Source organism: Burkholderia sp. PU8-34 (assembly GCF_053427725.1).
Map to the genome: position 1 here is coordinate 72840 of NZ_JBSAXC010000010.1, position 12038 is coordinate 84877.

General features: G+C 66.4%; 10 protein-coding genes. 3 read left to right on the forward strand and 7 right to left on the reverse strand.

Annotation, left to right across the window (positions count from 1 at the left end; genetic code table 11):
- Positions 1-63 precede the first annotated feature (63 nt).
- Positions 64-1290: an NAD(P)/FAD-dependent oxidoreductase gene (locus ACV22Z_RS22870; protein ID WP_448078739.1), complete on the reverse strand. Its 1227-nt coding sequence runs from the start codon at positions 1288-1290 to the stop codon at positions 64-66.
- 110 nt (positions 1291-1400) lie between these two features.
- On the opposite strand from ACV22Z_RS22870, the gene tsaD reads away from it, so the two are divergent.
- Positions 1401-2441: a tRNA (adenosine(37)-N6)-threonylcarbamoyltransferase complex transferase subunit TsaD gene (tsaD, locus tag ACV22Z_RS22875; RefSeq protein ID WP_448078549.1), complete on the forward strand. Its 1041-nt coding sequence runs from the start codon at positions 1401-1403 to the stop codon at positions 2439-2441.
- 102 nt (positions 2442-2543) lie between these two features.
- Here the strand turns inward: tsaD and folE2 are convergent, their stop codons facing one another.
- The 4 genes from folE2 to ACV22Z_RS22895 form a co-directional block, all read right to left on the reverse strand.
- A complete protein-coding gene (gene folE2 / locus ACV22Z_RS22880; RefSeq protein ID WP_448078550.1) occupies positions 2544-3353 on the reverse strand; it encodes a GTP cyclohydrolase FolE2 in 810 nt (269 codons plus the stop codon).
- A gap of 155 nt (positions 3354-3508) precedes the next feature.
- Entirely contained in the window at positions 3509-5413 is a 1905-nt protein-coding gene (gene dxs / locus ACV22Z_RS22885) for a 1-deoxy-D-xylulose-5-phosphate synthase (protein ID WP_448078551.1), read from the reverse strand.
- A gap of 87 nt (positions 5414-5500) precedes the next feature.
- The gene (locus ACV22Z_RS22890; RefSeq protein ID WP_448078552.1) at positions 5501-6385 is read right to left on the reverse strand and encodes a polyprenyl synthetase family protein; all 885 of its coding nucleotides are present in this window, start codon (positions 6383-6385) and stop codon (positions 5501-5503) included.
- The gene (locus ACV22Z_RS22895; RefSeq protein WP_448078553.1) at positions 6382-6675 is read right to left on the reverse strand and encodes an exodeoxyribonuclease VII small subunit; all 294 of its coding nucleotides are present in this window, start codon (positions 6673-6675) and stop codon (positions 6382-6384) included. The genes ACV22Z_RS22890 and ACV22Z_RS22895 overlap by 4 nt, the downstream gene beginning before the upstream one ends.
- A 291-nt stretch (positions 6676-6966) precedes the next feature.
- On the opposite strand from ACV22Z_RS22895, the gene ACV22Z_RS22900 reads away from it, so the two are divergent.
- Both ACV22Z_RS22900 and ACV22Z_RS22905 read left to right on the forward strand, forming a co-directional pair.
- The gene (locus tag ACV22Z_RS22900; RefSeq protein ID WP_448078554.1) at positions 6967-8073 is read left to right on the forward strand and encodes an aromatic ring-hydroxylating oxygenase subunit alpha; all 1107 of its coding nucleotides are present in this window, start codon (positions 6967-6969) and stop codon (positions 8071-8073) included.
- 110 nt (positions 8074-8183) lie between these two features.
- Positions 8184-9053, forward strand: a complete 870-nt coding sequence (locus ACV22Z_RS22905; RefSeq protein WP_448078555.1) for a sulfurtransferase — start codon at positions 8184-8186, stop codon at positions 9051-9053.
- A 51-nt stretch (positions 9054-9104) separates the two neighbouring features.
- Here ACV22Z_RS22905 and ACV22Z_RS22910 read toward each other — a convergent pair whose 3' ends face one another.
- Together ACV22Z_RS22910 and ACV22Z_RS22915 are read right to left on the reverse strand one after the other, a co-directional pair.
- Positions 9105-9980, reverse strand: coding sequence for a dienelactone hydrolase family protein (locus ACV22Z_RS22910; protein ID WP_448078556.1), 876 nt, complete (start codon positions 9978-9980; stop codon positions 9105-9107).
- Positions 9981-10497: 517 nt separating this feature from the next.
- A complete protein-coding gene (locus tag ACV22Z_RS22915) occupies positions 10498-11856 on the reverse strand; it encodes an NAD(P)/FAD-dependent oxidoreductase (RefSeq protein WP_448078557.1) in 1359 nt (452 codons plus the stop codon).
- Positions 11857-12038 lie beyond the last annotated feature (182 nt).

Sequence of the window (12038 nt, forward strand, 5' to 3'; positions counted from 1 at the left end):
TAAAAAGGTTTGCAGGGAAAGGTTACTGAGTATAGCAGACCCTTTCACAAAGACACTAGCGCGTCAAGCGCCGTGCGCAAACTCGGCCGCGGCCTGTCCGGCGGCCACGCCGGACGCCCATGCCCACTGGAAGTTGTAGCCGCCGAGCCAGCCCGTCACGTCCACCGCCTCGCCGACGAAGAAGAGCCCCGGCACCCGCGCGCTCATCATCGTCGCCGACGACAGCTCGCGCGTATCCACGCCGCCCTTCGTCACCTCGGCCTTCTTGTAGCCCTCGGTGCCGTTCGGCGTCAGCGTCCAGCCACCGAGCGCTTCGCCGATCTGGCGCAGCGTCTTGTCCGGCAGGTCGGCAAGCCGCATATCGGCGGCCACGCGATGCGTGTCGAGCCACACGTGCGCGAGCCGCGACGGCACCCAGTCCGCGAGCAGCGAGCCGATCTGGCGCTTCGACCCGCGCTTGGCCTCGAGCAGGTCGGCCACCGCGTCGCGCTGCGGCAGCAGGTCGACGCGAATCGGCTCGCCCGGCTGCCAGTAGCTCGAAATCTGCAGGATGCCGGGCCCCGACAGGCCGCGATGCGTGAGCAGCAGGTCCTCGATGAAGGCCCCGCCGCGCTTCTTGTCACCGGTCGACACGCTCACCTCGAGCGACACGCCCGACAGCGCGGCGAACGGCTCCCAGTCTTGCTGCGCGAAGGTCAGCGGCACGAGCGCGGGCCGCGTATCGACGAGCTTGTGGCCGAACTGCTTCGCGATCCGGTAGCCGAAGTCGGTCGCGCCGATCTTCGGGATCGACAGGCCGCCCGTCGCGATGATCAGCGCGCGCGCGGCGATCTGCCCCGCCTGCGTGTCGAGCGTGAAGCCGTCCGCCGGCACGTGGCGCACCGCGTCGACCGCGACCGGCCGGCGCCACGCGATGCCGCCGGCGTCGCATTCGCTTTTCAGCATGTCGATGATCGCGTCGCTGCCGTGGTCGCAGAACAGCTGGCCCTTGTGTTTTTCGTGCCAGGTCACGTGATGGCGCTTGAGCAGCCCGAGGAAGTCCCGCGGCGTATAGCGCGCGAGCGCCGAACGGGGGAAATGCGAATTGGCCGACAGGTAGTTGTCGGGGCCCGCGTACAGGTTCGTGAAGTTGCAGCGGCCGCCGCCGGAGATGCGGATCTTCTCGGCGAGGCGCGGCGCATGGTCGATCAGCACCACACGGCGGCCGAGTTGCCCGGCCACCGCAGCGCTCATCATGCCGGCGGCGCCCGCGCCGATCACGGCGATGTCATAAGTTTCCATGGCGCGGATTGTACCCGGCCCGCGCCGCCTCCAGCGGCGGCGCGCGTGCGCCTGCTATACTTTCCGGTTACGTTGACATTCCGGCGTCGCCCGAAACACGGCACGCCCTGCCCCACATCATGCTCGTTCTCGGCATCGAAAGCTCCTGTGACGAAACCGGCCTTGCGCTCTATGACACGCAGCGCGGGCTGCTCGCGCACGCGCTCCACTCGCAGATCGCGATGCACCGCGACTACGGCGGCGTCGTGCCCGAACTCGCATCGCGCGACCATATCCGCCGCGCGCTGCCGTTGCTCGAGGAGGTGATGGAAAAAAGCGGCATGCAGCGCGAGGACATCGACGCGATCGCGTTCACGCAAGGCCCGGGGCTTGCCGGCGCGCTGCTCGTCGGCGCGAGCATCGCGAATGCGCTCGCGCTGGCCTGGAACAAGCCGACCGTCGGCATCCATCACCTCGAAGGCCACCTGCTGTCGCCGCTCCTCGTCGCGGAGCCGCCGCCATTCCCGTTCGTCGCACTGCTCGTGTCGGGCGGCCACACGCAGCTGATGCGTGTGACCGACGTCGGCGTCTACGAAACCCTCGGCGAGACGCTCGACGATGCGGCCGGCGAGGCCTTCGACAAGACCGCGAAGCTGATCGGCCTCGGCTACCCGGGCGGGCCGGAAGTGTCGAAGCTCGCGGAAACCGGCACGCCGGGCGCGGTCGTGCTGCCGCGCCCGATGCTGCACTCAGGCGATCTCGATTTCAGCTTCAGCGGGCTGAAGACGGCCGTGCTGACGCAGATGAAGAAATTCGAAGCGGCAAAGCTGTCTGGCGCCGCGCTTGAACGCGCGAAGGCCGACCTCGCACGCGGCTTCGTCGACGCGGCCGTCGACGTGCTCGTCGCGAAATCGCTCGCGGCGCTGAAGAAGACGAAGCTCAAGCGCCTCGTCGTCGCCGGTGGCGTCGGCGCGAACCGGCAATTGCGCACCGCGCTGTCCGCCGCCGCGCAAAAGCGCGGCTTCGACGTGCACTACCCCGATCTCGCGCTCTGCACGGACAACGGCGCGATGATCGCGCTCGCCGGCGCACTGCGGCTCGCACGCTGGCCGGAGCAGGCCAACGCCGACTACGCGTTCACCGTGAAACCGCGCTGGGATCTCGCGTCGCTCGCGCGCTGAGCAGCGCCGAGCGCACCACCCCGCGTCGCGCGCGACGTGCCCAAACAAAAATGGCCGCTCGAACGAGCGGCCATTTTGCTGACGCGCGCGGCGCCTGACGCGTTACGCGGCCTGCCGCTTGTCGCGCTCGATCAGCGCATACGCGCTGTGATTGTGGATCGATTCGAAGTTCTCGGCTTCGAGCACGTACGCAACGATGCGCTCGTCGCGATCCAGTCGTTGCGCGACGTCGCGCACGAGATCCTCGACGAACTTCGGATTCTCGTACGCGCGCTCGGTCACGAACTTCTCGTCCGGGCGCTTCAGCAGGCCCCACAGCTCGCACGATGCCTCTTCCTCGGCCATCCGGATCAGCGCCTCGACCGGCACGTCAGCCGCCAGCTCGGCGTCGATCGTCACGTGCGAGCGCTGGTTGTGCGCACCGTACTGCGAGATCTTCTTCGAGCACGGGCACAGGCTCGTGACCGGCACCAGCACCTTCATGAACAGGCGCGTCGCGCCGCCGCGACTTTCGCCCGCGAGCGTCACTTCGTAGTCCAGCAGACTCTGGACGCCCGACACCGGCGCCGTCTTGTTTACGAAATACGGGAACGTCACTTCGATACGCCCCGCTTCGGCCTCGAGCTTCGCCAGCATCGATGCGAGCATCGTACGGAACAGCTCGGTCGTCAGCGGTGCGCGATGTTCCTCGAGCAGCGCAACGAAGCGCGACATGTGCGTGCCCTTCTGGTCGGCGGGCAGATGGACATCGAGATTCCAGAGGCCGACGCTCGGTTGCACGTCACCGGCTTCGGTGCGCACCGTCAACGGATGCCGGACCGCCTTCACGCCCACGCGCTGAATCGGAATCTGACGGGTATCCACCGTGCTCTGCACGTCGGGCATCACGAAGGCGGGATTCATCTGGTTCATCTTGTTCAATCCTTATAAGCCGCGCGCTCGACTTCACGCGCCGCCGCAAGCGGCATGCCGGAAAAACAACATGGGCCCGCAGGCCCATGTTTTCCGCATCAATAAAAGACCGGGTTGCGCCAGTCGCGTCGACACCGCCGTCTGGCGGCGTCGGCTTACGCGACGCGCTTGGCCTGACCGGCGACGGCAGCCGCCGGATTCAGGAAGCGTTCGCGAATCGATTTCGCGATGCCCGCGCCGTCGAGGCCGCACAGCGACAGCAGCTTCGCGGGGTCACCGTGATCGATGAAGCGGTCAGGGAGGCCCAATTGTAGTACGGGTCGGATAACCCCACACTCCATCAGGGCTTCCACGCATGCGGAACCCGCGCCACCCATCACGCAGCCTTCCTCGGCCGTGACGATGTAGTCGTGCGTCTCGGCCAGCTCGCGCACGAGCTCGGCGTCGACCGGCTTCACGAAGCGCATGTTCGCGACGGTCGCATCGAGCTCCTCGGCCGCAGCCAGCGACGGCGCCACCATCGTGCCGAACGCGAGGATCGCAATGCGCTTGCCTTCCGGCTGCGACGTGCGGCGGCGCACCTCGCCCTTGCCGAGCGGAATCTCGGTGAATTCCTTCACCGTCGGCACGCCGGCGCCCGCGCCGCGCGGATAGCGCACCGCGGTCGGGTTCGGCTGCTGCAGCGCGGTGTGCAGCATCTGACGGCATTCGTTCTCGTCGGATGCCGCCATGATCGTCATGTTCGGAATGCAGCGCATGAACGCGAGATCGTAGGCGCCTGCGTGCGTCGCACCGTCGGCGCCGACGAGGCCCGCACGGTCGATCGCGAACACGACCGGCAGGTTCTGCAGCGCGACGTCATGGATCAGCTGGTCATACCCGCGCTGCAGGAACGTCGAGTAGATCGCGACGACGGGCTTCAGCCCCTCGGTCGCGAGGCCGCCCGCGAACGTCACCGCATGCTGCTCGGCGATGCCGACGTCGTAGTAGCGATCCTTGAAGCGCTTTTCGAACTCGACCATGCCGGAGCCTTCGCGCATCGCGGGCGTGATGCCGACGACGCGCGAATCGCGTTCCGCCTCGTCGCACAGCCATTCGCCGAACACTTGCGTGTAGGTCTTCTTCGCGGGCGTCGCCGACGGCTTGATGCCTTCGGCCGGATTGAACTTGCCCGGGCCGTGGTAGAGCACCGGATCGGCCTCGGCGAGCTTGTAGCCCTGGCCTTTCTTCGTCACCACGTGCAGGAATTGCGGACCGCGCAACTCCTTGATGTTCTGCAGCGTCGGGATCAGCGAATCGAGATCGTGGCCGTCGATCGGGCCGATGTAGTTGAAGCCGAACTCCTCGAACAGCGTCGCGGGCACGACCATGCCCTTCGCATGCTCCTCGAGCTTGCGTGCGAGTTCGAGCACCGGCGGCGCAACGCTCAGCACGCGCTCGACGCCCGCGCGGGCAGCCGCATAGAAGCGGCCCGACATCAGGCGTGCGAGGTGGCGGTTCAGCGCGCCGACCGGCGGCGAGATCGACATGTCGTTGTCGTTGAGGATCACGAGCAGCTTCGCGTCCTCGGACACGCCGGCGTTGTTCATCGCCTCGAACGCCATGCCGGCCGTCATCGCGCCGTCACCGATCACCGCGATCGAGAAGCGGTCGTCGCCGTTCAGCTGGCTGCCGATCGCCATGCCGAGCGCGGCCGAGATCGACGTGCTCGAATGGGCAGTGCCGAACGTGTCGTACTCGGACTCGTCGCGGCGCGGGAAGCCCGAGATGCCGTCGAACTGGCGCAGCGTCTGCATCTGGTCGCGGCGGCCCGTCAGGATCTTGTGCGGATAGGTCTGGTGACCCACATCCCAGACGATGCGGTCGTTCGGCGTGTTGAACACGTAGTGCAACGCGATCGTCAGCTCGACCGTCCCGAGGTTGGACGACAAGTGGCCGCCCGTCTTCGACACGCTGTCGAGCACGAACGCGCGCAGCTCGTCGGCGAGCGGTTGCAGTTGACGGCGATCAAGACGGCGCAGGTCGGCCGGATCGTCGATAGTTTTCAGCAAGTCGTACATCGTCGTTCCATTGTAGGAAATCAAACGCGCCCGCATTCTGTTGCACACACCCGTAGCGTAGCGTGTGCGCGGTGGCGGGCTTGCGCGTCAGCTGACCCGGTTCACCACCAGGTCGGCAAGTTCGGCGAGACGCAGCGCGCGTGCGCCGAACGGTTGCAGCGCGGCATGCGCATCGGCACGCAGCTGGGCGGCCAGCTCGCGCGACGCGTCGAGACCGAGAATCGACACGTAGGTCGGCTTGTCGTTCGCGGCATCCTTGCCGGCCGTCTTGCCGAGCGTGGCCGAATCGGTCGTGACGTCGAGGATGTCGTCGACGACCTGGAACGCGAGCCCCACCGCAGCCGCATAGACGTCGAGCGCGGCCATCGTGTCCGCCGACGGCGTCTCGCCCGCGAGCGCGCCCATCCGCACGGCGGCGCGCAACAGCGCGCCCGTCTTCATCCGGTGCATCGTCTCGAGCTGTTCGCGCGTCAGCTTCAGGCCGACGCTCGCCAGATCGATCGCCTGGCCGCCGGCCATCCCGAGCGAGCCGCTCGCGAGCGCCAGCTCGCGCACGAGCGCAGCCTGTTGTATCGGTGCGAGCGCGTCGGCATCCGTCAGCGCGACGAACGCCTGCGACTGCAGCGCGTCGCCGACCAGCAGCGCGGTCGGCTCGTCGTACTTCACGTGCACGGTCGGCTTGCCGCGCCGCAGCGCGTCGTCGTCCATGCACGGCATGTCGTCATGCACGAGCGAATAGACGTGGATCATCTCCAGCGCCACCGCCGCGGCATTGCGCGCCGCCTCCGTCGCACCGGTCAGTTCGCCCGCTGCATGGCACAGCAGCGGGCGCACGCGTTTGCCGCCCCCGAGGACCGCGTAGCGCATTGCTTCGTGGAGTTGCGCGGGCACCACAGTTTCAGCCGGCAGATAGTGGCCGAGTGCGTCCTCGACACGGTCAAGCACGGACCGCATCCATTGTTCGAATGTCATAGATCGTCGTCTTCGCCGTCCGTGGCGGCCGTTCCGGCCGAAAGCGGCTTCAGGGTCGCGCCGTCGAGCACGCGCACCTGCTGCTCCACCTTCTCGAGCTGCTGTTGGCAAAACGCAACGAGTGCCGCGCCGCGGCGATACGCCGCGAGCGAATCCTCGAGACTCAACGCGCCGCCTTCCATCCGGGCAACGAGCGCCTCGAGCTCCGCGAGCGCCATCTCATAATTGTCCGGCAACGGTTCGGTGCCGTTGCCGGGCGGCGTGGCGCCTGGGGATGCGGTTTTCGCCATGGACGAGGTGTCAAATTTCAAAACAAGTCGGACATTCTACGGCAAAAGCGAATTTTCCGATCTGATGACTTGGCACGACTTGGGGCACGACCTGCACGCCCGGCATGCGCTCCGGCCCCATCTTTGACACAAATTATCCACCTTCGGGGGCCTGTCCGACAAAAAATTGACACAAATCAGGCACTTAATCCTAGCCTTGCTCAGCGATCCGGGTATAATTCCGCGTTTCCCTAAATCGATTTTTCGATGGTTGGGTTGTTCACTGCTTTCACGCTATCACCGGGAGTGGGAATGTCCAATCTGAGCGATGCGCTTCAGTTGAAGTCGGCTCATAGCCAGCTTCCAGTCACTGCTTACTTCGATGAGGCGCTCCTCGCGCGCGAAATCGAAGCTCTCTTCAAGAAAGGACCTCGCTACGTCGGGCACGATTTGATGGTGCCCGAGGCGGGGGATTATTTTGCGCTGCCCTCCGAGAAGGAAGGCCGCGTGCTGGTCCGCAACCCGGCGAACCAGGTCGAACTGCTGTCGAACGTCTGCCGCCACCGGCAGGCGATCATGCTCAACGGACGCGGCCACACGCAGAACATCGTGTGTCCGCTGCACCGCTGGACGTACGACCTGGAAGGCCAGCTGCTCGGTGCACCGCACTTCCCGGACAAGCCTTGCCTGAACCTCGGCAAGTCGCCGCTGCAGAACTGGCAGGGGCTGCTGTTCGAGGCGGAGGGCCGCGACGTTGCGCGCGATCTCGCGTACCTCGGCACGAAGCATCACTTCGATTTCTCCGAGTACCTGTTCGATCACGTCGAAGTCCACGAGTGCGACTACAACTGGAAGACGTTCATCGAGGTCTATCTCGAGGATTACCACGTCGTCCCGTTCCACCCGGGCCTCGGCAGCTTCGTGTCGTGCGACGATCTCAAGTGGGAGTTCGGCGACTGGTACAGCGTGCAGACGGTCGGCGTGCACAACGCGCTCGCGAAACCGGGCAGCGCGACGTACAAGAAGTGGCACGAGCAGGTGCTGAAGTTCCGCAATGGCGTGCCGCCGGAGTTCGGTGCGATCTGGATGGTCTACTACCCGGGCCTGATGATCGAGTGGTATCCGCACGTGCTTGTCGTGTCGTGGCTGATTCCGCGCGGGCCGCAGAAAACGACCAACATCGTCGAGTTCTATTATCCCGAGGAAATCGCGCTGTTCGAGCGCGAGTTCGTCGAGGCGGAACGTGCAGCCTACATGGAGACGGCCGTCGAGGACGACGAGATTGCCATGCGCATGGACGCCGGGCGCCTCGCGCTGATGAACCGCGGCGAGTCGCAGGTCGGCCCATACCAGAGCCCGATGGAAGACGGCATGCAGCACTTCCACGAGTTCCTGCGCCGCCACCTCGGCGACATCTGACGCCGGCATGCGGTTTCCGCATCGCGATGCATGACGAAAAGACGGGCTGCGGCCCGTCTTTTTTTGTTTAGACTTAGAACATCAGGCCGTTTGCACCCCAGGGAGCCGTCATGACACATACCCATTACACCACGCTCATCTCCGCTGCCAACCTCGCCGAGCTGCTCGCGGCCGCACCCGGCGGCGTCGCGCTGTTCGACTGCCGCTTCGATCTCGCAGACACCGGCGCGGGCGAAGCCGCCTATGCGGCCGGCCACATTCCCGGCGCACAGTACCTGCACCTCGACCGCGACCTGTCGGGCCGAAAGACCGGCACCAACGGCCGCCATCCGCTGCCGTCGCGCGACGCGCTCGTATCGATGCTCGCCGATCGCGGGCTCAAGCAGGGACAGCAGGTCATCGCCTACGACGCGCAAGGCGGTTCGTATGCGGCGCGGCTGTGGTGGCTGCTGCGCTGGCTCGGACATGACTCGGTCGCGATACTCGACGGCGGGCTGCAGGCATGGGAAGCCGCGGGCCACACACTGACGCCCGAAGTGCTGCACGTGTCGCGCGGCGATTTCCGCGCGCAGGCGCCGCTCGAATCAACCGTCGACGCGCAAGCCGTACTTGCGAACGTGACGTCGCATGCGCGCGTCGTGATCGACGCACGCGCGGCGGACCGCTATCGCGGCGAAAATGAAACGATCGATCCGGTCGGCGGCCACATTCCGGGCGCGCGCAACCGCTTCTTCAAGGATAACCTCGCTGCGGACGGCCGCTTCAAGAGCGGCCACGAACTACGCGAGGCGTTTTCCACAGTACTTGCCGGCGTCGAGCCGAATCTCGCGATCCTGCAGTGCGGCTCGGGCGTGACCGCCTGTCACAACGCGCTCGCGATGGAAATCGCGGGCCTGCACGGGGCATCGCTCTATCCCGGCTCATGGAGCGAGTGGTGCGCGGATCCGTCGCGGCCGGTCGCGACCGGCCCGAATCCGTAATTCGGCGAGCGTAGCGGCGACAAAGCGGCGGCCCAGGCCGCCGCGTTCCGTTTACATCACGCCGTACTTGTGGAACCACGCGAGCGCGCGCTTCCAGCTATCCTCGGCGTCGGCCTTCACGTAGCTCGGCCGGTAGTCGGCGAAGAACGCATGACCGGCATCCGGGTACACGACGAACTCCGACTCGCGCGCGAGCGTCGAGTCGCTCGTCTGGATCTTCTCGCGCATGTCCGCGAGCGACGCCTGCGTGATGTTCTTGTCCTTCGCACCGTACAGGCCGAGCACCGGCACCTTCAGCGTCGACGCGCGATCGACCGGATTGAACGGCGTCATCTCGTCGGTCTTGCCCTCGACGAACCCGTACCACGCGACCGCCGCGCGCACGTGCGGATTGTGTTCCGCGTACAACCACGTCTGACGCCCGCCCCAGCAGAACCCCGCCACGCCGACGCGCCCCAGGTCGCCGCCGTTCTTGCCTGCCCACGCGACGGTCGCATCGAGATCTTCGATTACCTGCCGGTCAGGCACCTTGCTGACGACGTGCTCGTCGAGCTCCTTGATCGTCGGATATTTCGACACGTCGCCCTGACGCGCGAACAGGTCGGGCGCAATGGCAAGGTAGCCGAGCTTCGCGAAGCGGCGGCACACGTCGGCAATGTGCGCATGCACGGCGAAGATCTCGTGGATCACGATCACGACCGGCAGGTTGGTCTTGTCCGCCGGCTGGGCGCGATAGGCCGGCACGCTCGCATCGCCCGAGCGGATCTCGATGGTGCCCGCGTCAAGTCCGGCACTGTCGGTCGTGATCGTCTGCGCCGACACGGGCAGCACCGCCGCCGCGAAGGTGCCGCCGAGCGCAGCCTGCATGAACTTGCGGCGCGAGAATGGAACGTGGGGAACCAGGCTGTCGACTTCGGGTTTCAACATGGATGCACTCCTCGATTGGGCGCCGCCGTCACCAACACGGGTACGACATGACGGCGCGTCGCGCCGGTTCGCGGCGCGTGACGTTGCGGCGGTCGGCACGCCGCCGCAAACGGAAACTTGCACAAGATGCCCAATGATCCGTTGTCTCGTCAACTGTCAGAAGTGTAAGACTCGATTACGACAGGGCGTCCCTTGCCGCACGACGACTGCGTGTGCCGCCTTCTGCATGCGCATTGCACAGCGATGCACACATCGATCGTCGAGCATGCACGTGCATGCAGTCGCGTATGCGGCGGCGAAACGAAACGCGATGCGCGGCAGAGATCGGTTCGCGAACGTCAGGCATCCTGCACAATCCTGCACAAGCAGCGGGACGACGTCACGACGGCCTCCCGAATGAAATATCCCCGCCCGGCGTCATCCGCCAGGCGGGGATCGGCTTGACACGCTCTCACGGGCGGGACATCCGCGCGACGCACGCGCGCCGCCCGCCTTGCCCGCGCACTCGTGCCTGCCGTCAGTGCAGCTTCACGCGCGGCAGCGTCGTCCGCCGCAGCCAGTGCGCGACGGTGTCGAGCATCATTCGCGGGTAGCCGTGCAGCGCCGCGACGTGCAGCCGGTACAGCGACATGTACATGAAACGCGCGAACAGGCCTTCGATCAGCATGTTGCCGCCGATCAGCCCGCCCATCAGGTTGCCGACCGCGCTGAAGTGACCGAGCGACACGAGCGAGCCCAAATCGCGATACGTGAACTCGGGCAGCGGACGCCCGTCGAGCCGGCATCCGATCGCCTTCAGCAGGAAGTTCGCCTGCTGGTGCGCGGCCTGCGCGCGCGGCGGCACATTGCGCTCGTTGCCGGGCCATGCGCATGCCGCGCAATCGCCGAGCGCGAACACGTTGTCGTCGGTGAAGGTCTGCAGCGTGCGGCGCACGTCGAGCTGGCCGAGCTTGTTGACCTGGAGGCCGTCGAGATTCGCGAGCACGGGCGGCGCCTTGATGCCGGCCGCCCAGACCGTCAGGTCTGCGCGCACCGCCTTGCCGCTCGCGGTGCGCACGACGCCCGGCGCCACTTCGGTCACGCGCTCGCCCAGCATCAGCCGCACACCGAGCTTTTCGAGCAGTTCGGCTGTCGCGGACGACACGCGCTCCTGCAGCGCCGGCAGAATCCGCGGCCCCGATTCGATCAGCACGATGCCGACGTCGTGCCGCGGATCGAGCTTGTGCAAGCCATACGCGGACAGCACCTGCGCGGTATTGCGCAACTCCGCCGACAGCTCGACGCCCGTCGCGCCGCCGCCGACGATCGCAACCTGGATGCGCGGCTCCGCGGGCGCAGGCGCATCACCCGGCGGATCGGCCAACGCATCGACCGGCGCGGGGCTCTGATGTTCGGCGCGCATGCACGCGGCGATCAGCCGCTTGCGGAAGCGCTCGGCTTCCGCGACCGTATCGAGCGCGATCGCATTCTCCTGCGCGCCCTGCACGCCGAAGAAGTGCGTGGTGCTGCCGATCGCGATCACCAGCGTGTCGTAGTCGAGCGTGCGTTGCGGCAGCAGCTCCGCGCCGTCGCTGTCGTTGACGGGCGACAGCGTGATGCGCTTCGCCGTGCGATCGAGCTCGACCAGTTCGCCCTGCTGGAACTCGAAGCCGTGCCAGCGCGCCTGCGCCGCATATTCGAGCTCCTGCGTGAACGGATCCATGCTGCCTGCGGCGACTTCATGCAGCAGCGGCTTCCAGATGTGTGTCGGATTGCGATCGACGAGCGTCACGAGCGCGCGCGCGGGACGGCTGCCGCGCGCGCCGTAACGGTCGCCGAGCCGCGTCGCCAGTTCCAGGCCGCCCGCGCCTCCGCCCACGATGATGATCCGATGCATACGATTCCCCCTTGCGATTCAAAACCGGTCGCAGCCGCACGATACGAATCGCAGCCGCCGAATGACAGCCGCGCCTTGGCGAACCAGTTCGAACATCATCGATGTGCAGTTCGAACGACCTCAAGGCGCTCGCCCCCGGAGTGGCGACATGCCGTACACGTCGCCATCGGGACATGTTCGAC

Coding starts and splice junctions, on each gene's coding strand:
- ACV22Z_RS22910 (WP_448078556.1), bottom strand. CDS start 9,980: ATGTTGAAACCCGAAGTCGACAGCCTGGTTCCCCACGTTCCATTCTCG.
- tsaD (WP_448078549.1), top strand. CDS start 1,401: ATGCTCGTTCTCGGCATCGAAAGCTCCTGTGACGAAACCGGCCTTGCG.
- ACV22Z_RS22890 (WP_448078552.1), bottom strand. CDS start 6,385: ATGACATTCGAACAATGGATGCGGTCCGTGCTTGACCGTGTCGAGGAC.
- folE2 (WP_448078550.1), bottom strand. CDS start 3,353: ATGAACCAGATGAATCCCGCCTTCGTGATGCCCGACGTGCAGAGCACG.
- dxs (WP_448078551.1), bottom strand. CDS start 5,413: ATGTACGACTTGCTGAAAACTATCGACGATCCGGCCGACCTGCGCCGT.
- ACV22Z_RS22915 (WP_448078557.1), bottom strand. CDS start 11,856: ATGCATCGGATCATCATCGTGGGCGGAGGCGCGGGCGGCCTGGAACTG.
- ACV22Z_RS22900 (WP_448078554.1), top strand. CDS start 6,967: ATGTCCAATCTGAGCGATGCGCTTCAGTTGAAGTCGGCTCATAGCCAG.
- ACV22Z_RS22905 (WP_448078555.1), top strand. CDS start 8,184: ATGACACATACCCATTACACCACGCTCATCTCCGCTGCCAACCTCGCC.
- ACV22Z_RS22895 (WP_448078553.1), bottom strand. CDS start 6,675: ATGGCGAAAACCGCATCCCCAGGCGCCACGCCGCCCGGCAACGGCACC.